Genomic DNA, 25,221 nt, shown 5'->3' on the forward strand with positions numbered 1-25,221 from the left:
TTATTCTGCCTTCGGCTCGGACAGGTCGAGCTGCACCTTCTTGCTGCCGGACTTGATTGCTTCGGCGGTCTTGTCCATCGCCGCCTTGGCATCAGCCGGAATCTTGGCTTCCAGCGCTTTGTTGACGACGATATCACCGGCCCCATCCTTCCAGCCGAACCAGGTTGGTTCGGTGGGCGCGTTGAATTTGCCGCCGCTGGTCTTCGCCTGCCACCACTGATCGATCAGCCAGTTGAGATGCGGGTCCCATTTGGCGACCGCCGAGGCGAGGATGGCATCGGGCGCCGCGCTCGACATGTCGATATAGTTGCCGTAGCAGTCGACCTTCTTCTGCTGGCAGACCTCGAAAGCCCCGGACATCTGGAAGATCTGATCGGCACCCGCCGCCACCTGGGCGGTGGTTGCCTCATTCGACTTCTGCGGATCGAACCAGGACTGGATGAAAGTGATCTTCGCCTTGGCCGCTGGATTGGCTTCTTTCGCACCGGCGATGAAGGCATTGATCTGGTCGTTGGTGTCTTCGGCGGGGAAGGTGCTGATCACGCCAATCGTGTTGCTTTTCGTCATCTCGCCGGCCAGCACACCCATGGCATAGGTCGGCTCGTGATTGTGGATGAAGATCCAATAGGCATTGCCGCCGAGGCCGCGATTGCCTGAACCGGTCATGACGAACATGGTATCGGGGAAATCACCGCGCACCTTGTCGATCGCATCGGCATAGGCGGTGTCGCCGAAGACAATGTCATATTCACCGGTATCCGCATAAGTGCGGAAGACTTCCTCGGCATTGTCGTAGACATTTTCGGTATAATCGACCGAGATTTCCAACCCGTGCGGCTTCGCAGCGATGATGCGGTTGAAAGAATCAATCAGGGACTTCTCCCAGGGCGCTTCCTTGCCGGCCGATAAGACGGCGGCGATATGCAGTTTCGTCGGCGAGTCGGCCGAGGCTGTACCGACCATCGCGCTGATGGCGAGGGCGGCCATATAAGTCGCAAAGCGTTTCAACATCCTGTCCTCCCAGTCGAGTCTTTTTGGCGTCTCACTGCTGATCGTCTTGATACTCAGAAGGCGGCTTCCACCGGATCGAAGACCTTCAGGGCGAGGCAATCGATCGGACCGAGATCCGTGATGGCGTAATCCGGAATCGCGGTGATCTGCAGCACGAACATATACATGAAGGGCCAAGGCAACGTGCAGCCCAGCGCGCGCGCCGCATCATCCAGTTCCTCTTCGATCCGCGCCATCTCGGCGGGCTCGATATCGGCAACCAGGCCGCCGATTGGCAATGGCAGGAAGGCGACGACCTTGCCCTTATCGACCACCACCTGACCGCCATTATTGGCGATGAGATGGTTGATCGCCACCGCCATATCCTCGGCATTGGCGCCGACGCAGACGATATTGTTGTCATCCGGCGCGGTCGAGGTCGCCAGGGCGCCGGATTTGAGGCCGAAGCCCGAGACGAATGCCGTCGGGCGGTTGCGGGTCCGGCCATAGCGTTCGACCACGGTGATATATTGCACGTCCTGCGAGACATCGGCCTGCACCAGGCCAGCCTGCATCGGCAGGGTGACATCCCGGCGCTTGCGGACGAAAATCTGTTCCGGCGTCACCGCCATCGCCAGGACCGGCTGCTGTGCGCCGCTCCCACGTCCCTTGACCGCAATTTCCGACGGCTCAATGGGATCGACATTGAAGGTCTTGGTCAGATGCGCGCCACGCGATGGCGGATTGAGCGGTGCTGTCAGCTTGCCATTGGCAGCGACCAGCTTGCCGTTGGTGACGACCCGCTCGATACGGAATTGCCGGAGATCGTCGACGATAAGGATATCGGCGATGCGACCGGGTGCAATGCAGCCGACCAGATGATCGATACGATAGGCCTCGGCGGAATTGATGGTTGCCATCTGGATGGCGGTCAAAGGCGAGATCCCCATCGCAATCGCCATGCGCACCATATTGTCGAGATGGCCGCGCTTGAGGATATCCGCCGCCACGACGTCATCGGTGCAGAAACTGATCCGGCGCGTCGCGGAAATCCCCATTTCCGTGACCAGGCGGAGATTTTCTTGGAGGAAATGCGAGATCGAGGATTCGCGGATCACCACGAACATGCCGTTGCGCAGCTTCTCCAGCATCTCGTCCGCGGTATAGCTTTCGTGATCAAGACGCACGCCCGCAGCGAGATAGGAATTGAGCTTGGTGCCGCGCGCCATCGGCGAGCAGCCGAAGACCGGCATGCGGTTCTCTTCGGCGATCGCCAAAGCCTGCAGGGCATCGGGGTCGAGTTCCTGCACGAATTCCCGGACGGTTTCCCAGATACCGATACATTCCGGCCAAGTATGGGCGATCCGATGCTCTTCCGGGCCGAAATAATGGCCGACATTTGAGCGCGGCAGCGTATAGGGCGTCTTGCATGGGGCGCCCCAGAAGACCTTCAACGGACCGGCTTTGGCCTCATCGAGGAATTCGCGCGCACCCTGCAAGCCGGCAACAACCAGGATCTGGTCCAGCCCGGAGATGATGGAGGTTGTGCCGATGGGAACGACCGCCTTGGCGAAGGAGGTAATCGACAATTTGGAACATTCGACATGCAGGTGGCCATCGATGAGGCCGGGGCAAAGATATTTGCCGCCGGCATCGATGATCTCGGTTTTCGGACCGATGTAATTATCCACCTTGCCGGTCGCCACGATCCGGTCGCCATAGATGGCGATATCCGCAGGATAGATCTCCTCGGAGACCACATTGACCAATTTGCCGCCTTTGATGACGAGATCGGCCTTCAATTCGGCCCGGCCGGCCTTGATACGCTGGGTTAGATCCATCGACAAAATTCCCCTGCGGAGCGCCTGCCGTTGAACGGCGGGTCGCGTCTCGGTCCTGCTTGTGGTGCCGCCGTTTAGCCGGCGTAGGCTTTCAACTCGGCGAGATAGCGGTCCTTGGCCTGACGCGGCAGCCAGGAGCCTTCGAAAGCATTCTCGGTGAGCTGCACGAGTTCCGGCTTGCCGATATCGACATCCTTCCAGACGCGCTTCAGATTTTCGGTCATATAGCCGGGGAAATAGGCCGGATCGTCGGAATTGACCGTGACCCGCATGCCGGCTTCCAGCATCGCGGCAATCGCCTGGGATTTCGCGCTGTCCGTCACATAGGCATTGGATATCGGGCAGACGGTCAGCGCCAGCTGGCGGCGCTTGATTTCGTCGCAGAGCTTCTCATCTTCCAGCGAATTGACGCCGTGATCGATGCGGTCGACGCCGATATCGCGCAGGGTCTGCCAAATATGGCTGACGGAATTGTCCTGATCGACATCGCAATGCATGGTGAGAAGATAGCCTTCCTGGCGCGCACGCTTGAAGACCTTGGTGAATTTGATCGGCGGATTGTTCTTCTCATCGGAATCGAGGCCGACACCGATGATCCACTCCTTATAAGGGAGGGATTGGAGCAGGGTCGTCATCGCGAATTCGGCGCTCCAGTCGCGCAAGAAGCACATGATGAGTTGCGAGTGGATGCCAAGCTCGATCTCGCCCTGGCGCTGCGCCCGGCGGATGCCGCGGATCACCGTATCGAAGGCAACGCCGCGCGCCGTATGCGCCTGCGGATCGAAGAACATCTCCGTATAACGGACATTCTGCGAGCGCGCCTTCTTGAGATAGGCATAGGTGACATCGAAGAAATCCTGCTCGGTCAGCAGGACGCTCATGCCCTCGTAATAGACCGCCAGGAAAGACGGGAGATCGTCAAAATCATAGGCGTCCCGGACCGCCTTTTCGTTCTTATAGGGCAGCTTGATATGGTTGCGCTTGGCGAGCTGCAACTTCATTTCCGGTTCAAGCGTGCCTTCGATATGCACATGCAATTCGCATTTCGGCATCTCTTCGATGAAGGATTTCAACTTGCTCATCAGGCTTCTCCCTTGATCCGGTGCGATGATTTTCCGTTGGGCCGGTAGCGTGCGGCGATCGCCGCCTTTTTGCCGCGGGCCGATAAGTCGGCTGGCTTTTCCGGAACCGGCTGGTTGAATGCCAAATGCAATGGCTGCGGCGCCACCACATCATCTTCGATGCGGTAGCCGCGCGCCACCAGCCGGTAATGGTCATCGAGTAATTGCTGCGCCTTGGCCCATTGGCGGCGATCGAACAGTGCCACCAGATGTTCGTGCTCGTCGCAAAGCTGGCAATGATCGAAGTCGCAGCGATAGAGCGATTCGAGCAGCCGCGCCCGTCTTTTCAACTGCGCATGCAGCTCGATCAGCACCCTGTTGCGGGTGAGGGATACCAGGAGATCGTGGAATTCCAGGCCGAATTCGCCGGCCAATTGTTCATTGCCCTGGCCGAGGGCCGCTTTCTGGCGCTCGATATTGGCCCGCAATTCCGTTAGCAGGCTCATGCGCGGCCGATTGCCGAGCTGGGCAATCACCCCCTGCTCGACCATGGTCAGGGTTTCGAAGACCTCGATGGCCTCGGCCAGACTGGGCTTGGCAACGAAGGCGCCCCGGTTCCGCTCGACAGTCACCAGGCCGTCTTCTGCCAAGCGAATCAGCGCTTGGCGGATGACGATCCGGCTCACCTGGAAAATATCGGCAAGATCGCGCTCGCCCAGCTTCGCGCCGGGTTTCAACCGATGGCCGAGAATCGCTTCGCAAATGGTCGCTGCAATCTGCTCCGAGCGTCCGCTCACACGCTGTCTCCCCGCGCCTAACCACCCTTTCCAGCGTTTTCCGCCGTGTTTTGGTGTCAGATAGGCTACCTAAAGAAGCAGGATTGGATATCAATCTATTTGGACTCGATATCCAAATGCAAGCCAAAAGGCCGCTACATCCGATTGCTTCCGAGCGCTCGCCGGGATTGCATTTCAAGCGCACGGGTTTCGAGAAGTGTGCCGAAAAATGGCTCGCTGAGCACGCTTCCCCGCGATATGTAGGGGTCATGAATAGGACTGACGATTTCGAAATTTTTATCGTGACCTCCCCCGGGCTCGAATCCGTACTTTGCGCCGAAGCAGAGGAGAAGGGATTTCGAGAGCCGGCCGCCGTCAAAGGCGGGGTGACGGTCAGAGGCGGCTGGCCCGAGGTCTGGCGGGCCAATCTCGAGCTGCGCGGCGCCGGCCGGGTGCTGGCGCGGATCGGCGAGTTCCGGGCGTTTCACCTCGCCCAGCTCGACAAGCGAGCCCGCAAATTGGCCTGGGGCGATTTTCTCCGCCCCGATGTGCCCTTCCGCGTCGAGGCCTCCTGCAAGGCCTCCCGGATCTATCATCAGGGTGCGGCGGCACAGCGGATCGAAAAGGCGATCCGGGAAACCCTCGGCGCCCCCGTGTCGCCCGAGGCCGATATCTGCATCAAGGCACGCATCGAGGACGACCTCTGCACCATCAGCCTCGATACCTCTGGTGACTCGCTGCATAAGCGCGGCCATAAGGAGGCCGTCGCCAAGGCACCCATGCGGGAAACCCTGGCGGCGCTCTTCCTGCGCCAATGCGGCTTCGACGGCACGGCACCCGTCCTGGATCCGATGTGCGGCTCGGGCACCTTCGTCATCGAAGCGGCCGAGATCGCCGCCGGCCTGAAACCCGGCCGCTCGCGGCATTTCGCCTTCGAGCAGCTGGCCACCTTCGACAAAAAAGCCTGGCAGCGCCTGCGCGAGAAGAAAAGCCCCGCCAAGCCGGACCGTGCAGCGCCAGCCATCCGCTTCTACGGCAGCGACCGCGATGCCGGCGCCATCGAGATGAGCCGCGCCAATGCCGAACGGGCCGGTGTCACTGCCCTGACAGAGTTCCGGCGGCACGCCATCAGCGATCTTGTGGCGCCCGACGGACTGCCCGGCCTCGTCATCGTCAACCCGCCTTACGGCACCCGGATCGGCGACAAGAAGCCGCTTTATGCGCTTTACCAATCGCTCGGCCAAACCCTGCTTACGCGCTTCGTCGGCTGGCGTGTCGGGCTGATCACGACCGATGCATCACTTGCCAACGCAACCGGCCTGCCCTTCGCACCGCCAGTTGGACCGGTCTCGCATGGAGGTCTGCGCGTGAGCTTGTTCCTGACCGCACCGCTGGAGCCTGCCGTGTCCTGAAATTGCATGAGTCGGGCATGCACGATAGGCCAGGCTATGATAGCCTGCTGTTGGAAGGTGATGGCGACACTAGCAATATCCGAGCGAACGGATTTCGATGAGCGAGCATCCTCCGCCGCAAGAAGCGCACTGGCCCGACGACGCAATTTTCACCGTCGGACATTCGACCTTGCCGATCGAGCGTTTCATCGCCTTACTGACAACCTACGGCATCGAGCAGCTCATTGACATCCGCACGGTGCCACGGTCGCGCCACAACCCGCAATTCAACAGCAAGGAGCTGCCCGGCAGCCTTGCGACAGCCCGCATTGACTATGTGCCGATGAAAGCCCTGGGCGGCTTGCGCCATGCGCAGAAGGACTCACCCAATGCCGGCTGGCGAAACAAAAGCTTCCGCGGCTACGCCGATTATATGCAGACCGCCGCCTTCCGCGACGCGCTTGAAACGCTCATTCGGATGAGCCGTCAAAAGCGCACCGCTATCATGTGCGCCGAGGCTGTACCGTGGCGCTGCCACCGCTCCCTTGTCGCGGATGCGCTCAATCTACGCGGCGTGCCTGTAGTCGAGATTCTTTCGGAAATGAATTATCGGATGCACAAACTGACGCCTTTCGCGCGTGTCGAGGGGATGTCGATCACATATCCGCCCGACCAAGGCAGTTTGTTCTAACCGTCCCGCGCAGCGAAGATTGTCGCGACGAAGATGGCCCCGAGAGGGGGCGGGTTCGTTCGCAGCTGTCCGGATCAGGGTCCGATTTTCTTTAGTGCCGAGCCCTTATGCAAGGCAATGTGATCCGTCTTATCGCTCTTGATTTCATATTGCGGTTCATCCGGACTGGCATGATGCGTGTGGCCCTTGTAATCCACGTCCTGCCGATGAATTTTGATGATGCGCCCGCTTACATGTCCGGCTTCGGAATTCCAGGTGACATGATCGCCGATTTCGAAGCGCTTACCCATAACTTTCCTCCCACACGTCACTGGCAAACCCGGCTTAGCGTGCGACATATCCACGTAATGATCGGGTTGCGAGCGGGCGTGGACAGATGCGCAATGGAGCCAGATGCCTGCAGATGTGCGATCAGCCGGCATCAGCTGCAACTGAAATCATCGCCGGTCACAAGCTACTGCATTGAAAACAATGGCGCACCCAACACGATCCGAACGTGTCACCTTTGCTTCGGAGGCAACGCCGAACATTCTGTTAATTCATGATATGCGATTATTGGTTTTTCCTTTGCTACGCATCGCTCGGCATCGCCGGCATATCGCGCGTCAGTGTGCCAAAAATGTGCCAACTGTGCCAGTTTATTTAAGAATCAGCGCAGCCAAACTCGAAAAGCTGTCCTCAAAAGAACTGACTAACGGAAGTACGCGGGCTATCGAATGTCGTAGTGACCTAGGCGTGGGCTCCTGGTCATTTCGATCAGGAGCCCGATACAGATTCTAGGAGTGATGAATTTCGGTGCCCAGCACCTTCAAGCATTCGCGCATGAAGGCTGCGAGCGCAGTCCATCCGACGGCTGACACCATGTTGCCGTCGACGTGGGCTTCGGTAGGTCCGAGGTCGACATACTTGCCGCCGGCCAATGTCACTTCCGGCTCACAATATTTGAGGCCGGAGAGGGATTTCCCGCGAACGACACCATCGACTGCGATCAGGACCTGGACCCCATGGCATATGGTGAAGATCGGCTTTCGCGCTTCATGGAAATGACGCACGATCTTCTGGACCCGTGGGTCGATGCGGATATATTCCGGTCCGCGACCGCCTGCCGAGTACACGGCGTCATATTCCTCCGGTCGGACTTCGGCAAAAGTCTTGTTCAGAATATAGTCGTGGCCGAGCTTCTCCGTGTAGGTCTGATGCCCCTCAAAATCGTGCAGCGAGGTCTTGATCCTCTCGCCCGCTTTCTTGTCCGGACAGACGACATGCACCGTATGACCGACCGCGTGCATCGCCTGTTCGAAAACGAAGATTTCATATTCCTCGCTAAATTCGCCAACAAGCATCAGGATTTTCTTACCCGGCATCTCAATTCCTCCAAATTTTCAACTAGCTAAAAGCCGATGACAGCCGTCAGAAGGGCGACTCTGGGAAATAGTATTCGTCAGCATTCTCCTTGGTAATCAGCGGCGCATCCAGCTTTACCTTGCCTCGAATCGGCGCCTGTCCGTTGAACTGCGCCGCTGTCATATAGATAGCCGTCTTGATCATGCTGGGCGGATAAGGAACCTCGATCGGCGTCAGCGCGTCGCCCGCCTTCACCTTCTCGATCATCTGCTTCATGCCGTTCCCGCCCAGGGCGAGCCTGATATCCTTGCGGCCGGACTGCTTGACCGCCTCGAGGACACCCAGCAGCATGTCATCATCATTGGCCCAGACCGCGTCGATCTTATTGTACTTGGCGAGGAAGTCCTGCATCACCTTGAAGCCTTCGTCGCTGTTCCAGTGGGCATATTGCATCTCTAGGATCTTGATATTTGATCCTTGCAGTGCGTCCTGAAAGCCTTTGATGCGTTCATCGTCGATTACCGTCGGAATGCCACGCAACACGACGATGTCGCCCTTCCCGCCTAGTGCCTGTTTCATATAGTCGGCCGTCGTCCGTCCAACGGCGATATTGTCGCCGGCGAGGTAGAGATCCTCGATCGTCGGATCAGTCAAGCCGCGGTCGACAACGGTGATGAACGTGCCCTTCTTCTTCACCTCCTTCACTGGCGAAGTGAGTTCCTCGGAACTGTAGGGAAGAATGACCAAGGCATCGACTTTGCGCGAAGCGACCAGATCTTCCAGCGCACTGGCCTGATCCGAGGCCGATGGTGATGTCTTGACGATGACTTTGATATGTGGGAATGCGGCCTCGATCTCCTTCGCAGCCTGCTGCGCATGATATACGATGCCGGCTGTCCAGCCGTGATCCGCTGCCGGGATCGAGACGGCAATCGTTGTATCCTCTGCGGCGCCGGCCGCGGATTGGACTGTCGCCAGTCCCAGTGCCGTCACGCCGAAGGCGGCAGCCTTCCGCCAAAAAGAACCTTTCATGCTTTCCTCCTGTTGGTTTTTATTGATATTTTTCGGCGCCGGATTGACGCGGAATGGTTCACCTCTATTTAGAGAGCCGCTGGACAAGCATCGCGATGATGATGATGACACCTTGCACTGCAGCGACCAGGTATTCGCTGACGAAGTCTGAGAGCACCATCAGATTGCCGATCACTTCGAGGATGATTGCCCCGGCGATCGTTCCCCAAATGCGGCCTGTTCCGCCGCGCAGCGGCGTGCCGCCTATCACCACCGCGGTGATGACCTGCAGTTCCCAAAGCGATCCCGTGGTGGGCGTCGCTGCGCCCAAACGCGGCACATAGCAAATAGCGGCGATGCCGACGCACAAGCCTTGAATGGCGAAAGCTGCCGTCCTGATGGCCGGCACCGAAATGCCTGAATAGCGGGCAACGTCCTCGTTCGCCCCAACAGCCGAGCAGCGGCGCCCGAACTTCGTCTTGTAGAGAACGAAGGAAGCAAGGATGGCGACCGCTGCGGAGACGACGATAGGTACCGGTATGCCGGCGATTGCACCGAAATAAATCGGCCGGTAAGCCTCCCGGAGCGATGCATCGATAGGTATCGTCCCCCCATTCGCCATATAGGTGATGAGCGCCCGAAAAATGCCCATGGTTCCGAGCGTGACGATAAATGGCTCGATCCTCCCTAAGGTAACGATCGCGCCATTGAGCAGGCCGCAGAGTGAACCCGCCACGACCACCACCGCCATGCCCGCCGGGATCGCCCACAGACCGATATCGCCGGCAATCATGTTCATGAAAAGGATCATGATTCCGGTGACGAAGGCAGCCATTGAGCCAACGGAGAGATCGAGGCCGCCTGTAGATATGACGAAAGTTGCTCCGACCGCGATGATTGCCGTGAAGGCGCTGCGCGTGACGACGTTGAGCACATTGCTCATTGCCAGGAAGTCATGGTTCATCAGATAGCCGAGACAAACCAGGATGAAGAGCGCCAGGAAGGGACCGGCCGTCGTCAGGTTTGGCACGAGCCGCGCGCGGCCGCCAGCACCAGCCGCTGTCATTATCGTCATGGTTGCATTGCTCCCTGGACAGAGAAGGAATGGTCGAGGGTTGGCCCGGTAGTGACCGCCACCATCGGCCCGCGCGATGGCTCGGGCTGATTGTGGTTTTGCGACTGATGCAAATCGTGGGCGCCGGTCGCGAGCATCGCCACATTGGCCTCCGTCATGCTGCCGCCGCTCAGTTCGCCACTGACGCGGCCGTTGCGCATGACGATGATGCGCGTGCAGATGCCGATCAGTTCCTGCATCTCGGACGAGATCACGATGCATCCCTTGCCGGCCTTGACCAGCTTCTGGATGAATCCGTAGATCTGGCTCTTGTTGCCGATATCGATGCCGCGGGTCGGTTCGTCGATGATGACCAGCTTGGGGTCCGTCATGAGAATTTTCGCCAGGAGCAGCTTCTGTTGGTTGCCTCCACTCAGCTGTCCTGCCAGCATCGCGGAATGCCGCACGCGGATATCGAAACCGTCGATAGCCGATTGAAGCACTTGCGCCTCGCGGCGCTTGTCGAGAAACAGGCGCCGGTGAATCCACGATAAGGCGGTTAGGGTGAGATTGGGCGCAAGGCGGAGGCGCAGCAGCAGGCCCTTGCCCTTCCGGTCCTCAGTCAGGTAAGCGATCCCTGCGGCAATGGCATCGCCTGGCCGTCTGATGCGAAGATCCCGGCCGTTCAGCCGCAAGGCCGCTGCATACCCATCTCTTAAACCGAGCAACCCTTCGAACAACTCGGTTCGGCCGGCACCGATCATGCCGGCAAAGCCGAGAATTTCACCCTGCCGCAATGTAAAGGAAACGTCGTTCACGAAACCCGGTACGCATGCCCCCTGGACCTCCAGGATCTCTGCCGACGTCGTGACGGAAGGTGGCGTCAGCGGTTCCGGATACAGCGCGGAAAAATCACGTCCGACCATCAGGCGTGCCATGTCGGCTTGCGTCAGGCCGGCCGCGTCGAAAGTGCCGATCATTTGCCCGTCGCGCAGGACCGTGATGCGGTCGGCCAGCTCTTCCACTTCGTTCAGGCGATGCGAGATGTAGAGGATTGCAACACCTTGATCCTTCAATCGACGAATGATGCCCATAAGGCGTTCTACTTCGCCACCCGTCAGCACAGCCGTCGGCTCATCGAAGATGACAAGACGATGTGGTACCAGCAATGCCCGCGCGATTTGGACCAGTTGCCGATCCGCGAGCGCCAGTTGTCGAACCAGTGCCTTGGGCGACACCTGGCAGCCGATCTCGGCGAGCTTTCCTGCGGCAAGCCTATTCATGGCCGCATCGTCGATGATGCCGCGCCGGACCATCTCCCGGCCGAGGAAAAGGTTTTCAGCAACGCTCAATCCTTCGGCGAGAAGGATCTCCTGATGTACCAGTACGATGCCCGCAGCCTCGGCCGCCGCCGGCCCGGAAAAGGAAACCGGTTGACCATCCAACTCAAGTCCACCCCGGCTCGGCTGCGCATGACCTGCCAGCAGCCGCATCAGCGTCGACTTGCCCGCACCGTTTTCGCCGATAATGGCGTGGACTTCGCCGGGACGGACGTCGAATGAGATGTCGTTCAGAACGCTGACCGTTCCGAATGCCTTGGAAAGGCCATTTGCCGTCAGCACAGCCGTCACAAAATCCTCCCCACCGCTTACAGGACAGCAAGCAGCCTCCTTCGGACAAGAAACGCCGCGGCCTTCTCAGTCGGGCCGCATGCAGGCTTCGCCCGTCCCCGTCACGCCGGAATCGTGGTGAACGCCTTCGCCGAATGCCGGCCAGGCAATTACCCGGCGTAGCCCTGAGCCACCGTGACCTCGCCTCACCTGAAGGCCGGCAGAAGCCGGTCCCTGGATCTTTGGATATGCCTGGTCATCGCCAGCGCGGCCGCATCGCCGTCGCCACTCTTCAGCGCCTCAATGATGCGGGCATGCTCCTCAATGGCTTCCTCTGTCACGCGCGAATGGAACATCAGCCGAAAGATATGGAAGTGGATATGAAGGCGCGCGAGCGACTCGCGGAACAGTTCATTGCCGCTGCCGATGATGATGTGGTCGTGAAATGCGGCGTCCTGCCGGGCAAATTGGTTGTACCTGGCGCGCGCATCGTCATCACCCTTTTTCTGCGTCATCCGATCAGCGATTTCCGCCAATTTGCCGATGGCTTTCTCATCCATGGCGATCGCGGCCTTGCGCGCCGCGAACGGCTCCAGCAGCAATCGGAGTTCGTAGAGTTCGTCGAACTGGCGGCGCGTCAGCTGAGGCGCCGCGCTATAGCCGATCAGATGCGTCTTCACGACGAGCCCGTCTGCCTCCAGGCGATTGAGCGCTTCGCGGATCGGCGTATGCGACACATTCAGTTCCCGCACAAGCGCATCGACCGTGATGCGAGCGCCGGGAGAGATCTTCAGCGACATCATCTGGCCCAGGATGACTTCGTAGACATTGCTGGCCAGTCCGCCAGGGCGCGAGAAAGCGCTTTCGCCCGCGGACGTTTCCGCAGCACTCGCCGCCATAAAATTGGTCGGTCGTTTCTGATCTTCAGATGTGCCGGCTGCATCGCCGGTCGATACCCGTCGCGCCATTCGCATCCCTCTTGACATCGGCTTTTGCTACCACGATTGTTCGCACAATGCAATCCGATATCCTATACGATCCGATTCTAATCCCGAATTAGGATGTTGATCCAAGGCGGCCAATCGCCGTCGCCAACGCAGATGAGGAGGCATCACCCGTGGAACCCGTGTCTAAGCTGTCAACCGCCGGTCCGCTCTTCGGTCTTTTGCGACTGCCGCGAACCATCCTCTTCGGCATTGGCCAACGGAATGCCTTAGGCTCGGTCGCAGCCGGGCTCGGCCGTCGTGCGCTCATCTGCACGGATTCCCGCTTTTCAGCGGACCCGGCCTTTGCCCACCTCCTGCGATCGCTGGAGCAAGCCGGTGTCGAGGCCCTGGTTTACGATCAGGTCCAGCCCGATATTCCCCGCGATACTGTGCTCGAATGCTGTGACGTGGCGAAGCTCTTGAGGCCGGACCAAGTTATCGGCATCGGTGGTGGCAGTTGTCTTGATATGGCCAAATGCGCTGCACTCATTCTTGCCCATGGTGGTCGGGTTGAAGACTATTACGGTGAATTCAAAGTGCCGGGCCCTACACTACCGGTCATCGCCATGCCGACCACGGCGGGAACTGGATCGGAAGTCACGCCAGTAGCCGTCCTGTCCGATCCTGACCGCGTCATGAAGATCGGCATTTCAAGCCCGCATCTCGTCCCGCATATCGCCATCTGCGATCCCGAATTGACGCTCACATGCCCGCCGAAACTGACGGCAATCGCCGGCGCAGATGCTATGACGCACGCCATCGAGGCCTTCACGACGGTGCGGCGCGAGGCAGACGCCATGCTTGCCCAGCAACACGTCTTTGTGGGGAAAAGCGCATTGACCGATCACTTCGCCCTCCTCGCTATTAGACTCCTGGCGCGCAGTCTGCGACGGGCGGTTGCGGATGGCAGCGACACCGAGGCACGCGCAGATGTCATGATGGGTGCAATGGCCGCAGGTTGCGCATTCGGATCCGCCGGCACGGCCGCCGCGCATGCCATCCAATATCCGATCGGCGCATTGACCCATACCGCGCATGGGATGGGAGTTGCCACGCTTCTGCCCTATGTCATGGCCTACAACCGGCCAGCCTGCATCGAAGACTTCGCCGAGGTCGCCCGGGCCATGGGCATTGACGGTGCGGGCCGAAGCGATGCAATGCTGGCCGATCTCGCGATCGATGGCGTCGCACAACTATTCGCCGATATCGGCATCCCAGCCGACCTCGCAACACTGGGCCTCCCCGCGGACCAGCAGGGATGGGCCGCGGAACAGGCGATCACCGTGGCGCGCCTCATCAAGAACAATCCGCGCAGTATCGATCTTGACGCCATGAAGAGCCTCGTTGGCGCGGCTTTCGCCGGCGACCGCCAGTTGCTCGACACCCATACCGGAGCCTGACACCATGACCTTGCCGCCAGCCGCTCCTGCGAGAGCAGCTTCCGATCTCGATCGCCTAGTGTTAAGTGCTGCACGCGGCTTCTATATCGACGGCCAGTGGCGATCACCTAGGAATGACAGATGGATCGATGTCGCTGACCCAGCAACGGCGGATGTCATCGCGAGTGTCCCGGATGCCGATATCGGCGATGCCATGAAGGCTCTCGACGCTGCTGCCAGGGCAGCGACGGGCTGGCGCCTGACGCCACCGCGCAAGCGGAGCGAGATACTGCGCCGATGCTTCGAACTGATGACGGAGCGGGCCGAGCTTTTGGCAAAGTTGATTTCCCTGGAAAACGGGAAGTCACTGCCGGATGCCCGGGGCGAGGTCGCCTATGCGGCGGAGTTCTTCCGCTGGAACGCCGAAGAGGCTGTGCGTGTTCGCGGCGAACTGGGACTGGCTCCTTCAGGCCAGAACCGGATCCTCGTCGATTACCAGCCTATCGGGATCGCCGTCCTGATCACCCCTTGGAATTTCCCGGCCGCCATGGCTACCCGCAAGATCGCACCGGCTCTGGCGGCGGGCTGCACCTGCGTCCTTAAACCTGCGAGCGAAACGCCCCTCACGGCCTACGCCTTGGCAGCACTCTATGAAGAGGCCGGTGTCCCCGCCGGCGTCGTCAATGTGGTGACGACAAACACGCCAGGCCCGGTCGTCGCAGCAATGCTGAACGATCCACGAACCCGCAAGCTTTCCTTCACCGGATCCACCATGATCGGTCGCGAGCTTCTCGCAACGGCAGCACGCAACGTGCTCAGCTGCTCAATGGAATTGGGTGGCAATGCGCCGTTCATCGTCTGTGACGACGCAGATCTCGATGCCGCTCTGGATGGCGCCATGATCGCCAAGATGCGCAATGCCGGCGAAGCCTGTACCGCCGCCAACCGGTTCTACATCCAATCCGGCATCCATGACGCCTTCGCGGCCGGCCTTGTGGAGCGGATGTCGAAGCTGGTCGTCGGCCGAGCTTTCGATGCCGGTACTAATTGCGGACCCATGATTACCGCTGCGGCTGTCGCCAAAATCCATCGCCTCGTCACTGACGCGGTTGAACGTGGCGCTAAAGTTCTTCTGGGCGGACATCCACTCCCGGGTCCGGGCTATTTCTACGCGCCGACGGTACTTAGCGAAGTCCCGGCCGACGCCGCCATTGCCCGCGAGGAAATTTTCGGGCCGGTCGCGCCACTCTTCCGCTTCCACGACACTGACAAGATGATGACGGCGGCCAACGAGACCGAATATGGTCTTGTCGGCTATATCTATACGACCGACCTCAAGCGTGGATTCGACCTTGCCGGCAGGCTCGAATCCGGCATGATTGCTCTTAATCGTGGTCTCGTCTCTGATCCAGCAGCACCTTTCGGTGGGACGAAACAAAGTGGACTTGGCCGGGAAGGCGGCGTCCATGGCGTGCTGGAGTTCATGGAAGCAAAATACATCGCGACGAATTTCTGAGGCATGAAGCATGCTGAGCGAAGCATCGAAAGACCCATTCCGAACGCGCGACCATGTCGCGGAATTTGACGACGTCGTCGATGCCTTCGGGGAATCCAGCCGCCAAACCCGTCAGAAGTTGAGATCCGAAACTGACGTTCCCTACGGAGACGGGCCAGCAGAAAAACTCGACATCTTTTATCCTCCGCCCGCGGCTCGACAGGGACGTGCCGGTCTCCCTGTCCACATATTCATCCATGGTGGCTATTGGCGGATGTTTTCTAAAGACGACTTTTCCTATATCGCCGATACCGTGACCGCCGCCGGAGCGATCGCCGTCATCCTCGACTATGCCCTGATGCCGACACAGAGAATGGCACTCCTGATCGATCAGGTCAGGCGAGCGACTGCCTGGGTCGCGAGAGAAATAGGTAGCCGTGGCGGCGATCCGTTCTCGACCTCCGTCAGCGGTCATTCCGCTGGGGCGCACCTTGCCAGCTGGCTCGTGGACCAGCGCGATGCGCATCCTGACTATCGCGTCGCAACCTGCCTCTTGCTCGGCGGCCTCTACGACCTGAGGCCCCTTCAACGCTCATTTCTGCAGCCCGATCTCGCCTTAACGGATGAGGAGGTTGACCGGTGGACGCCGCTCACTGTCACGCATAGAGCGGACTGCATATATTCGATCCATGTAGGCGAATATGAAACCACGCCTTTTCACGATCAGGCAGCACGTTTCCATCAATCTCTCCTCAATGATGGCTGTACGTCGGCTCTGGGCACTGTCCCGGCCACCAATCACATGACTAGCGCGCTTTCCCTCGGCAATCCGGCGAGCGATGTTGGCAAAAGCTTGATGTCGACGATTCATAAATCTCAAGCGAATTGCCGGCCTTCCAAATGATCATGCAATAGAGCGTCGTCTACCGCGTCAGGCTCCAGGATTATGGCAGGCGGCATCGCCGGCGGGGAAACCAGATAAGGCAGTCGTCGTCCTATGTTTCGCAAGGATGACAAAGACGGCCACTCCCATCAGCCCCTCCAATGTGCCGGCCTGGACCACAACAGCCTTGATGGCGTAGGACATCGCAATCATTTCTCAAACTATACAACGGCTCCGCCAGCGAGCGGCCACACCCACTCCTGCAGACTGAGCTGGGGCGAATTCGAAACCGTCTTTGCCAAACTTCAACAACCGGAGAATCGATGCCTGAAGCTCCGGCCGGAAGCGCAACGCAAGCACCAGCACCACAGCCGGCCAAGCCAGTGCTTTGATCATTTCCATCGGCCACGGCCAACCGCCGGCCCATATCGCCACTCGACGCAACTCGCCCGTCAATTGCACCAAAGCCCGATGCGAGGGACAATATGAAGACCACGGACGTGCCTCCGATCTTTCGGTCTGTCGATCGCTTCCGTTACGAAAGTGATGTTGTGTAGCGGGATGAAGCTGAAGCGCACTCTATCTTCCGACCCATCCCTATCGCGCGACGCTGGTCATAAAGTGTCAGCTGAATACCATCAATCCCGCCTGTTCACCAAGCAGGCGGTAACTTTCCCATTGATCGTCGTCAAAGAACTGATCCAGCGTCGATTCGTTTGGGAAGAGAGGATGCACAGCGGCATAGTTGCGCACATCGACCGCAATCTTCGGTGCGAGATTAGCCTTAACAAGCAGAAGCCAGGTGATCTTGCCGGGTTGACCGTCATAGGAAATCTGGGCCAGGGCCGCGCCATGGATGCTATTGCGCTTGATATCCTCTATTGCGCCGATCGCCTCGGGTTGCAACCGCTTCCGGATCCAAGTCGGTATCGGGGAACTCGCGGCATTCAGCAACGCGTTCCAGGCATTTCCCGATTCGTCGGCAACGGGTCGCAACCAATCGAGGGTGGCGCCAAAATCAAGGCGTACCTGTCGCGTCAATACCGCAAGATCATTCAGGTGATAATTCTCGTCTTCGCCGCCATCGACGGCGATGATGAAGGGCAGCTGGCGGCGGATGAGTTCATAAAGCGCGGTATTGTCGAAATGTCCTCCATCGCTCAGGTACCAGCGGCGGGCGGACGGACCATCAAAATGACCCCGCCATTCGTTCAGCAGCATCGCCTGCACGCCGAAGATCGTCGATGGTAAGGACTTGAACCGACGCCAGAGGCTGGGCGGATAGCGTCCCGGTCTTTCATCGGGTTTGATGCAGCTGTCCCACCAGTAGCCGAGGCGCACATTGACAAGCCCCAATAGCAGCGAAATCGGCAGACTGCTATATCGCCCGATACCGGTCGCCAGCGAAGCTGCCGAGATGGCCAGCCAGTTGCCGAGGCTGAGCTCCTCCACCTGTGCAGGATGTCCATCCGACCGGCCAAGGACATGAAAGGCATGGGGATCCGGAACGGTCGGTAGCGCGGTGACCGGCTCCGTAGCCGTGCTTGTCTGGGGCAGATCATTCCCCTGCCAGATCGCATGATAGCGCCGCCCAACATTGATGCCCGCCGGGCCGACACACATCGAGACGCCCTTATTCTGGCGCAGCTCGCGGCCGGAAAGAACGTCGACCGTTTGATTGATGCACACATTGATGAGATGCATGGGGCCACCATGCTCCTCGGGATGATAGCGGCCGAAACTCTCATCATCATTTTCATCAGCGATCTGCACGGGCTTTGGCGCATCAGTACCGCTTGGATGTACGCGCCGATCATTCGACGCGCCGAGAAACGTGCGGATCAATCGCTGCGCCAGAGCCGCGTGCAAGGATGAGAGATTAAGAAAATTCGTCGCCCGCCCGAGGACCACCGAGCCCGATATCGTCACAATGACAGTCCAGATGCCGAGCGCACGGCTTGTATCGAAGGCGGCCTGGGCGGCGGTATCGCAGGCAAACGCGAAAAGGGCGGCAAAGGCAAAGCCGAGAGCGGCAAACAGCAACATTCGTGTTTTCCGGTTGACCGGCCCGCCGACCGCGGTGACGCGCCCTGGCACCAGTGAGATGGCAACGGTGCGTAGCGCTGGCAGGAATGGCGCGATTAAGAGCATCACCGCCCCGACCCACCGTCCCAGCGATCCGGCCGACGCCGCACGGGCCAGGGAATCGATTGCCAGGAAAAGCAGCATTGTCGTAAAGAGGAGAATGGCACCGCCGAGCAGCCTGGTGATGCGGTTGCGCACTAAGGCAGCGGCACGATGGTCAAGCCCGTCCATGTCGATGCGCCAGCGCACGACCTCCTGCCAGAGCCAGGTCGCCAGCAGTATCGCCACCCCTAGAAAGCCAAAGGATCGCGCATCGGGTAGGCCGGTAAGAGCAATCATCCCCCCAACGAGCACCAACCAAAGCAGAACGCTGGAGACCGGGTATGGGCGTTTCGCGCCGGCTTCAGGTGTCAGCCAATAGCTGCCTGCGAGCGGTATTAGAACAAAGACCAGCATGGCACCGGTGACTATCCACCACGGCGACAGGTCGATCCCCATGACTTGCCAACCTTGTCCTGCCGCCGGCAGATAGAGATCGGCAATCCATCGCAAGGCACCAAAAGCCGCCACGAAGAGAGCGCCAATGGCGAGATGCACGGATGCGAGGTTGCGGGCAAAAACCGCCAGACTGTTTTCGATATCCGATCGGCCGGCACCGCCGAGATAGTCCGCATGCTGGCGCAACCACCAGAGCTCGGCTGTGCTGTTATCGGCCAAGATCTCCTGGACGCGCCCGGCCTTGTCCGCCACCTCTTCGGTCAGGCGGGTATAAAGCCGCCCGAGAAAACCGCCAATATAGCCGCCGCCAGACACGGTAGAGAGTATGTCGACGCGACGCAGCAAATTGCGGCTTGCCATGGCCTGGAGCACGCCGAGACAATAGGTGGCGCTCCTGATGCCGCCGCCGGACAATGCGAGGCCGATGCAATCCGCAGGCAGATGTGGAGTCGCCTCGCCAACATCGCCGCCAGGATCGGCCACCGCACGACGTATATGGATACGCTCCGCTTCGCGAAAAGCCAGCGCGCTTGGATAGGTGACGGAATCCGCAAGGATGGTGTCCGCCGCCTTTTCAGCGATCATAAAGACCGGCGTGACGATGAAGTAGCCCGGAATGTGGGGAAAGACCGATGCATCGACGACACGCAGGCCGCGGACGCCATGAACCCGGAACCGGCTGTCGAGCACGGCGCCGCGATCTTCGAGCTGCCGCAGGTCGGCGCGCCAAGGATCGGCGCCGATCCGGCAGGTCCCACAGGCATGATGCCCCCAAGCTTCGTTTTTGATCCAATCGACCAGGCCAGGCGATCCATCCGATAGCTGCTGGCCAGGCTGGATCTCGTTCTGCATTACCCTGATCTTGGCATTGATCTCCCGCATATGAGCAACGGCATAAGTGAGTGCATCGATATCCTTTTTTACGCCTGCCGCACTCCCCGAGAACGAATTGAAATTGATGTCGGGTACGTCAAGGAAATCGGCGCTTCGCAGCGAGACCTTGCCCTGGCTGTTGCTCGTATGGGCTTTCAGGATGATCCAGGACCAGAGATTGCGCTGTATAGCCTCGTCGCCTTTTACCGGGCAGAGCAGCTCTTTCGACCAACCCCAGTAATAGCCCCGAAATGCCGCTGGCGCGCCGAAGACGAAGAGATCCGGCTCGGCGGACGGGTTGTTGCCCGGCTGCGAGAACATCATGGCGAGCGCACCGCCATTCGTCGCGTACAGGCCGGTCCGATCCCGTTGCCATTGCTTGAGGAGCGGGTCACTCTGATCATCCGGATCGAAGGTCGCGCCATTCAAGGTCGTAAAGGGCTTTTTTGTCTCGCTGACAATACAGATCTCATAGCGGTCCTGGAGATTGGCGCCGACACCGGGCAAATCGACAATTTCGGCAATCTCCTTTCCCGCCACATCGGAAGGTCCTTTGATGCCGAGCTGGCGCAAGTCCGCGGCTGGACCGATGCCACTCAGCATCAGAAGCTGTGGCGAATTGAAGACGCCGCCCGCCACGATGATTTCTTGCCGAGCGTAGAATGCAGCATACTCGATCTGTGCGTGGTCGCCCGATTTCGGGCTTGCCCGATAGAGATGCTCTCCCAGGGCAACCCGGACGCCAACCGCGCGCGGCGGTGAATCCTGTGTATCGTTGGTAAAGATCAACCGCACAGCGTGGGCATGTGTTTTGATGACCAGTCGTTCGGGAAAAGCATGGCGAACCTGCATCAGCCACTCCCGCACGCCGATGCGCTGTGCGCCGTCGGTTCCGATCGAGATCAACGAAAGACGCGCGCGGCTGGTGAGGATGGGTGAGCGTGCATTCGGGTCAAGAAACTGAATGATCTGCAACCGGGCCAATGCGCGCTGGAGCATCGATTTGCCGTTTTTGGCTGCGAGTGCGGACCAAATGACGTCCGCCAAGAGCGACAGGAATGTGCGGTCGCTGCGGGCTATGCCGGCGATGACAAAAGGATCGATGAAACTGGTCGGCTGCCAGCCATTGAAGCCGTGGCCGCCGGGATCGAGTTGGCTGCGCGGATTGATCAAGGTGGCGACATACTGGATGAGGCGCAGGACACCTCCGAGAATCTTTCCCAGAAAACCCTTATAGACCGCGTAATAAAGGCAGCGTTCGATCTTCGGGAAATAGCCCTGCATGTTTTCGGAGCGCCAGGTTTCGTCGCCGGTCAGCTCCGCGATTCGATCCCAATCCGAGTCATCCGGACGGATAACGATCATGGCGTGATGCGACGTGCATCCACCAATCGCGGCGGCCCGTGGATAGAAAATGCCGCCCTTGCCGATGCCGCCACTCGCAGACGGGTCGTGGCTGCTGCTGTATTTTGTGTCCTTTGCCTGGGCCAAGTCATCGGCATAGTGACGAACGGAAAATTCCCAGGCCGCTTCGGGGTCCTCGGTCGCGGCGCCGTGAAAGGCCGGCACCTGATGTACCTCGCGTGGCTCACCGGCGCTGTCAACCGCGACATCGCCGCCCGCCTCAAGCAGTAGAACGCTGCGGCCATTGAGGGCGAGCCGGGCGGCCAGAGGCCCACCGCCGGCACCGGATCCGATCACGATATAGTCGAACGGTGTCCTGGCTGGGTCACCCGCGAGATCGATCAAGCCGGTGGCGCCGGTCTCTAGAGGCATCGGCTCCATGGATGGCGCTCTCCATATAACGTTAAAGCGTCTTCAGGAAGGCCTTCAACTGCAGCTTTTCATCGTCCGACAGATGCTCCGCGAACCAGTGGCCGCGATCGAGCACGAAGTCCGGGCACTTGCTGACTTTCAGAAGGGCAAGCCCGGCTTCCGCCTCGAATGCCTTCAACGCGGCCTCGTCCTTCAGCCCGTCCCGGCGAATCCGCAGAAGCCCGCGGCCAATGGCGAAGACGGCGTCTGCCAAGTCAGTCGACGATGCCTGGGGATTTATATTCATGATCAGATTGACCGGCGTCCCCTTCGGAATGGGACCGACCTTCAGACCGCCAAACCCGCCATCGAGGAAAGTCCTAGCCGTGATGCTCACGCCGACAAATGCCAGACTTAGCACAAGGAACGTAACGACACCGGCCCAGCGGCGCCGGACGACGAACCAAAGAACCAAAGCGAGCACGGCACCGAATGCGGGAGCGATCCATAAAAACGGATATATCGTATCGATCCTGCTAACCCGCAGAAGAAGTGCGGCAGCGATGGCAATCAGCGAGATCGCCAATCCGGCATGGCGTGTGCGGCCGAAAATCGCGAGGATCAACGCGATGGCCGCGAGTAGATACCAGAGATAGGTCGTGAAGAAGCTGGTCCAGCCATCGCCCAGTACACCGACGAAAAGCTCTCTGATGAAACGTGCGGGAAAGTCTATCCAGCTGTCCTGTGTCGTCCGGTAGATGAAGCCCGGATCACCGGCAGCAAAAGCCTCCGCATCCCAGCGGAGATCGCCGGGTGCGTGCTCGGCCCCCGGCACCCGATTCTTCTTCCATAGGATTTTGTCGATGCCATCCTCAAACGCCTTGAGCCGGCCGTTGACCGAGGGGTCGTGCGTATAGACACCAAGTGCATTGTTATGCAGATAGGGTGCAGTGGCCCAGAGGCTGATCAAGGATGCCGGACGGTAATAGCCCGGACCGCCGCCCGGCGGCGCATAAGAATCGTTGTTGCCCCAGGCGTCGACGGCCACCCCCGAATAGGGATTGAAAAAATGAACCTCGCCGACGGCAGGAAGGGACTTGTAATCCTCCGACGTGAAATTATCCCACATCTGCCCTCGCATGCCATTGGTTCCCACCGCGCGGCCGGAATTGGTGCCGACTAACGTGATCGGAATCCGAATATCCGTGGATAGGAAATTGTCCTTGAGAAATGGGTCTGCGTCATTCGACGGAGAGCCAGCAATGGCAGCGATTTGCTTTACATAGCCCTGATAGGCCGGCGTCTTCAGAAAGCTATCCCAATCGGTGTAATCCATTGGAAGCCAAAGCGCAGCCTGACCGGCCTGACTATCGGTCCGTTTTATCCAGTCGCGCGAAAAATGGAGAGCGAAACCTGCCGGCTGCTTGCTGGAATGGCAGATCGCGCAATTGTCGATGAAAATCTGCCGTCCCTTGGCCGAGAGGCCTCTCTCTGTGTCGATGATCGGTTTTCCTCCGGGCGCATCGCTCAGATGCATTGGCGCCGTGACGCTCTCGCCCGTCACCTTGCTTTTATAGGTGAAATAAGCGGCGAGATAGGGGATCCGATACTTTTCAGCGGTGCGCCAGTATACCGAATTCTTGACTGCGGCAGCGACGGAGAACGGGCTTTGCGGGCGGAAGCCTACTACCGTGTTATGCAGGCGCTTCCATTGTTCGGAGTATGTGCCGATATTAAGATAGACACGAGATAAGGCGCCAAAAATACCGATGCTGTCGGCACCATCCAGCAGAATGCGTGGCATGTGACGCGGATTGGTTCCGGCCGCCGGGTCTTCGATGGCGGGAACTTTGAGGTTTTCGGCACCTTGCCGTTCCGGTGGGTTAAGCATCGCTCGTTCGAGGCGCGCAGGCACATCGAAAATCGGCGTGATCGTGTTTGCGTTGTTGATGTGGTCAGTGCTGACAAGCGATGTGTCGACGGTGCCCCATTGCTGACTCGCCAGAAACTGGAAGAGAAAGCTTTCCGGCTTTTTCAGATTGCTGAAGATTTTGACAGGCGTCCAGTATTGATTGCCAATGGTATTTGACAGATTTATCCAATCCGGCTTCTCGTTATCCATCGGGGGAGCGAGCGGGTGCGGACCGACATGGCAGAAACCGCAGGACATACTGACACGGAACGGTCTTATGAGATTGCGATCGGCATTGATCGACGTGTCAGTGTAATAGTCATCGCCCTGATCAATGACCCGCTTCTTCCAATAATCGCGCGCCGCGGCGGCCGCTTGCGTGTTGCCGAAGAAGTCGGGATTCGGGAATAGGCGGAGCCCGACAATGCCAGTGGGATAACCATAGACATTAGGATCGGCACCATCGTTGGGCAGTTGCTCGAGCGTCTTCTTGTAAAGTTCCTGGTCGCCAGGTGTAAACGCTTCGGCCGGATGCTGGGGATCGCTAGGCGGTTCCACGCGCTGTGCCATGCGGCCGGTTCCGATATCGATGTCATCCGCAGGTTGGTTGTTCTGGAGCTGGATATTTTTTCCGTCCGCCTGGTCGATATATAGGCCAAGAATTTTTTTTGCCGGATCGGTCTGTGCGGTCAAACCCGGCTGATTGATCAGGCCGCTATTCGCGAAACGGGCCGCGCGGTTGCGCGAGTCGATCAGGATGAGGAAATCGGCGAGCCCGTATCCCTGTTCCTGCACCCAACCCCAGAACGTCTCGTTCCCTTCGCCCCACAGGACCCATGTGTTGCGGCCACGGATCGCATTCCTTGCATCGGGAGAGATGGAGTTACCATCCGTGTAATTGAATGGAACGAGGTTTCCATTGCCATCCGGCACTCTGTCCATTTGATTGAATACGTTCCGCATCTCCGCCGGAAAACACAGCTCTATCCGCTTATTGACCGGCGTTCCCCGCTCGGTGCGACCCGCCTGTGGCTCGTCCCCCGGCGCTGCACTGTCCAGCTTTTCAGCCTCGCTTACAGAATATTCCGGCGGCTGCGATGCGCCGCGATAATCTTTCCCGTTAGCGCATGCCATTGATGTCGAGAAGGCAACAAGCATGGTTGCTATCATTCCCGATCGAAATGGCGAAGCTCGTCTCGCATGGTTTTTAGGCTTGCGTCGTGCTGGGACAAACATGGCATCCCCCACATGTCCTGCAGATCGCACAATCAAGTACTCAGCTTATGATCGCTGTCAAATCAATCTGTATTACCTGCTGTTGTAGCTTTCGGCGTGCACTAACTGCTGTCTTCTCCTGGCTCGAGACTGGGGGCTTCATCATTTCCAATAGGGGGCTAAGGCCCGGTTTATATTTCGCCCACTGGAAAAAGAGATTGTGACCTCTACAGCTGCAGACCTCCCGACACCATTCAATCTTGGAGGGTCATGACAACGTCATTGTTTGCGTCAAGTTCTGACAAGATCGTAGACCCACCGTGGTCTCGTTACCAAACAGCTCCGTCAGATTGTCGATGAAACCATTTTGC

Annotated in this window: 17 protein-coding genes; 5 read left to right on the forward strand and 12 right to left on the reverse strand. The window is 59.1% G+C overall.

The genetic code is table 11. The annotated features are described in order from the left end of the window. The 4 genes from SMD27_RS01335 to SMD27_RS01350 form a co-directional block, all read right to left on the reverse strand. Window positions 1-1,011, reverse strand: a complete 1,011-nt coding sequence (locus SMD27_RS01335; RefSeq protein ID WP_320506538.1) for a BMP family ABC transporter substrate-binding protein — start codon at window positions 1,009-1,011, stop codon at window positions 1-3. Between the two features lie 53 nt (window positions 1,012-1,064). Beyond that, window positions 1,065-2,831: an adenine deaminase gene (locus SMD27_RS01340; protein WP_320506539.1), complete on the reverse strand. Its 1,767-nt coding sequence runs from the start codon at window positions 2,829-2,831 to the stop codon at window positions 1,065-1,067. 74 nt (window positions 2,832-2,905) lie between these two features. Next, window positions 2,906-3,913, reverse strand: a complete 1,008-nt coding sequence (locus tag SMD27_RS01345; RefSeq protein ID WP_320506540.1) for an adenosine deaminase — start codon at window positions 3,911-3,913, stop codon at window positions 2,906-2,908. Next, complete coding sequence (locus SMD27_RS01350; protein WP_320506541.1) at window positions 3,913-4,689, reverse strand: GntR family transcriptional regulator; 777 nt, start codon at window positions 4,687-4,689, stop codon at window positions 3,913-3,915. Before SMD27_RS01350 ends, SMD27_RS01345 begins: the two co-directional genes overlap by 1 nt. A gap of 248 nt (window positions 4,690-4,937) precedes the next feature. On the opposite strand from SMD27_RS01350, the gene SMD27_RS01355 reads away from it, so the two are divergent. Continuing rightward, window positions 4,938-6,080, forward strand: coding sequence for a THUMP domain-containing class I SAM-dependent RNA methyltransferase (locus SMD27_RS01355; protein WP_320506542.1), 1,143 nt, complete (start codon window positions 4,938-4,940; stop codon window positions 6,078-6,080). A gap of 169 nt (window positions 6,081-6,249) precedes the next feature. Then, on the forward strand, window positions 6,250-6,750 hold the full coding sequence (locus tag SMD27_RS01360; RefSeq protein WP_320506543.1) for a DUF488 domain-containing protein: 501 nt from the start codon (window positions 6,250-6,252) through the stop codon (window positions 6,748-6,750). Window positions 6,751-6,824: 74 nt separating this feature from the next. On the opposite strand, the gene SMD27_RS01365 is transcribed toward SMD27_RS01360, so the two are convergent. From SMD27_RS01365 to SMD27_RS01390, 6 genes are all read right to left on the reverse strand, one after another. Continuing rightward, window positions 6,825-7,040: a hypervirulence associated TUDOR domain-containing protein gene (locus SMD27_RS01365; protein ID WP_320506544.1), complete on the reverse strand. Its 216-nt coding sequence runs from the start codon at window positions 7,038-7,040 to the stop codon at window positions 6,825-6,827. A 486-nt stretch (window positions 7,041-7,526) separates the two neighbouring features. Beyond that, the gene (locus SMD27_RS01370) at window positions 7,527-8,114 is read right to left on the reverse strand and encodes a DJ-1/PfpI family protein (protein ID WP_320506545.1); all 588 of its coding nucleotides are present in this window, start codon (window positions 8,112-8,114) and stop codon (window positions 7,527-7,529) included. Window positions 8,115-8,160: 46 nt separating this feature from the next. Continuing rightward, window positions 8,161-9,126, reverse strand: coding sequence for a substrate-binding domain-containing protein (locus tag SMD27_RS01375; RefSeq protein ID WP_320506546.1), 966 nt, complete (start codon window positions 9,124-9,126; stop codon window positions 8,161-8,163). Between the two features lie 64 nt (window positions 9,127-9,190). After that, window positions 9,191-10,180, reverse strand: coding sequence for an ABC transporter permease (locus tag SMD27_RS01380; protein WP_320506547.1), 990 nt, complete (start codon window positions 10,178-10,180; stop codon window positions 9,191-9,193). Next, on the reverse strand, window positions 10,177-11,790 hold the full coding sequence (locus tag SMD27_RS01385; RefSeq protein WP_320506548.1) for a sugar ABC transporter ATP-binding protein: 1,614 nt from the start codon (window positions 11,788-11,790) through the stop codon (window positions 10,177-10,179). The genes SMD27_RS01380 and SMD27_RS01385 overlap by 4 nt, the downstream gene beginning before the upstream one ends. 185 nt (window positions 11,791-11,975) lie before the next feature. After that, the gene (locus SMD27_RS01390) at window positions 11,976-12,737 is read right to left on the reverse strand and encodes a GntR family transcriptional regulator (protein ID WP_320506549.1); all 762 of its coding nucleotides are present in this window, start codon (window positions 12,735-12,737) and stop codon (window positions 11,976-11,978) included. 149 nt (window positions 12,738-12,886) lie between these two features. Here SMD27_RS01390 and SMD27_RS01395 point away from each other — a divergent pair, with 149 nt between their 5' ends. Genes SMD27_RS01395 through SMD27_RS01405 form a run of 3 tightly spaced genes read left to right on the forward strand, consistent with a single transcriptional unit; the run spans window position 12,887 to window position 16,533 of the window. Then, complete coding sequence (locus tag SMD27_RS01395) at window positions 12,887-14,155, forward strand: iron-containing alcohol dehydrogenase (RefSeq protein ID WP_320506550.1); 1,269 nt, start codon at window positions 12,887-12,889, stop codon at window positions 14,153-14,155. Between the two features lie 4 nt (window positions 14,156-14,159). Further along, window positions 14,160-15,650: an NAD-dependent succinate-semialdehyde dehydrogenase gene (locus tag SMD27_RS01400; RefSeq protein ID WP_320506551.1), complete on the forward strand. Its 1,491-nt coding sequence runs from the start codon at window positions 14,160-14,162 to the stop codon at window positions 15,648-15,650. Between the two features lie 10 nt (window positions 15,651-15,660). Continuing rightward, complete coding sequence (locus tag SMD27_RS01405; protein WP_320506552.1) at window positions 15,661-16,533, forward strand: alpha/beta hydrolase; 873 nt, start codon at window positions 15,661-15,663, stop codon at window positions 16,531-16,533. A gap of 603 nt (window positions 16,534-17,136) precedes the next feature. On the opposite strand, the gene SMD27_RS01410 is transcribed toward SMD27_RS01405, so the two are convergent. Then, complete coding sequence (locus SMD27_RS01410; RefSeq protein WP_320506553.1) at window positions 17,137-21,753, reverse strand: GMC oxidoreductase; 4,617 nt, start codon at window positions 21,751-21,753, stop codon at window positions 17,137-17,139. Between the two features lie 22 nt (window positions 21,754-21,775). Next, on the reverse strand, window positions 21,776-24,577 hold the full coding sequence (locus tag SMD27_RS01415) for a hypothetical protein (RefSeq protein ID WP_320506554.1): 2,802 nt from the start codon (window positions 24,575-24,577) through the stop codon (window positions 21,776-21,778). Between the last annotated feature and the right edge of the window lie 644 nt (window positions 24,578-25,221).

The organism is Dongia soli, from assembly GCF_034044715.1.
In the GTDB taxonomy this organism is placed as follows: Bacteria; Pseudomonadota; Alphaproteobacteria; order Dongiales; family Dongiaceae; genus Dongia_B; species Dongia_B soli.

Excerpts from the sequence above, each read along its gene's own strand:
- SMD27_RS01365 (WP_320506544.1), bottom strand. The coding sequence starts at position 7,040 with ATGGGTAAGCGCTTCGAAATCGGCGATCATGTCACCTGGAATTCCGAA.
- SMD27_RS01390 (WP_320506549.1), bottom strand. The coding sequence starts at position 12,737 with ATGGCGCGACGGGTATCGACCGGCGATGCAGCCGGCACATCTGAAGAT.
- SMD27_RS01410 (WP_320506553.1), bottom strand. The coding sequence starts at position 21,753 with ATGGAGCCGATGCCTCTAGAGACCGGCGCCACCGGCTTGATCGATCTC.
- SMD27_RS01370 (WP_320506545.1), bottom strand. The coding sequence starts at position 8,114 with ATGCCGGGTAAGAAAATCCTGATGCTTGTTGGCGAATTTAGCGAGGAA.
- SMD27_RS01400 (WP_320506551.1), top strand. The coding sequence starts at position 14,160 with ATGACCTTGCCGCCAGCCGCTCCTGCGAGAGCAGCTTCCGATCTCGAT.
- SMD27_RS01335 (WP_320506538.1), bottom strand. The coding sequence starts at position 1,011 with ATGTTGAAACGCTTTGCGACTTATATGGCCGCCCTCGCCATCAGCGCG.
- SMD27_RS01355 (WP_320506542.1), top strand. The coding sequence starts at position 4,938 with ATGAATAGGACTGACGATTTCGAAATTTTTATCGTGACCTCCCCCGGG.
- SMD27_RS01415 (WP_320506554.1), bottom strand. The coding sequence starts at position 24,577 with ATGGACAGAGTGCCGGATGGCAATGGAAACCTCGTTCCATTCAATTAC.
- SMD27_RS01340 (WP_320506539.1), bottom strand. The coding sequence starts at position 2,831 with ATGGATCTAACCCAGCGTATCAAGGCCGGCCGGGCCGAATTGAAGGCC.
- SMD27_RS01380 (WP_320506547.1), bottom strand. The coding sequence starts at position 10,180 with ATGACGATAATGACAGCGGCTGGTGCTGGCGGCCGCGCGCGGCTCGTG.
- SMD27_RS01405 (WP_320506552.1), top strand. The coding sequence starts at position 15,661 with ATGCTGAGCGAAGCATCGAAAGACCCATTCCGAACGCGCGACCATGTC.
- SMD27_RS01345 (WP_320506540.1), bottom strand. The coding sequence starts at position 3,913 with ATGAGCAAGTTGAAATCCTTCATCGAAGAGATGCCGAAATGCGAATTG.
- SMD27_RS01375 (WP_320506546.1), bottom strand. The coding sequence starts at position 9,126 with ATGAAAGGTTCTTTTTGGCGGAAGGCTGCCGCCTTCGGCGTGACGGCA.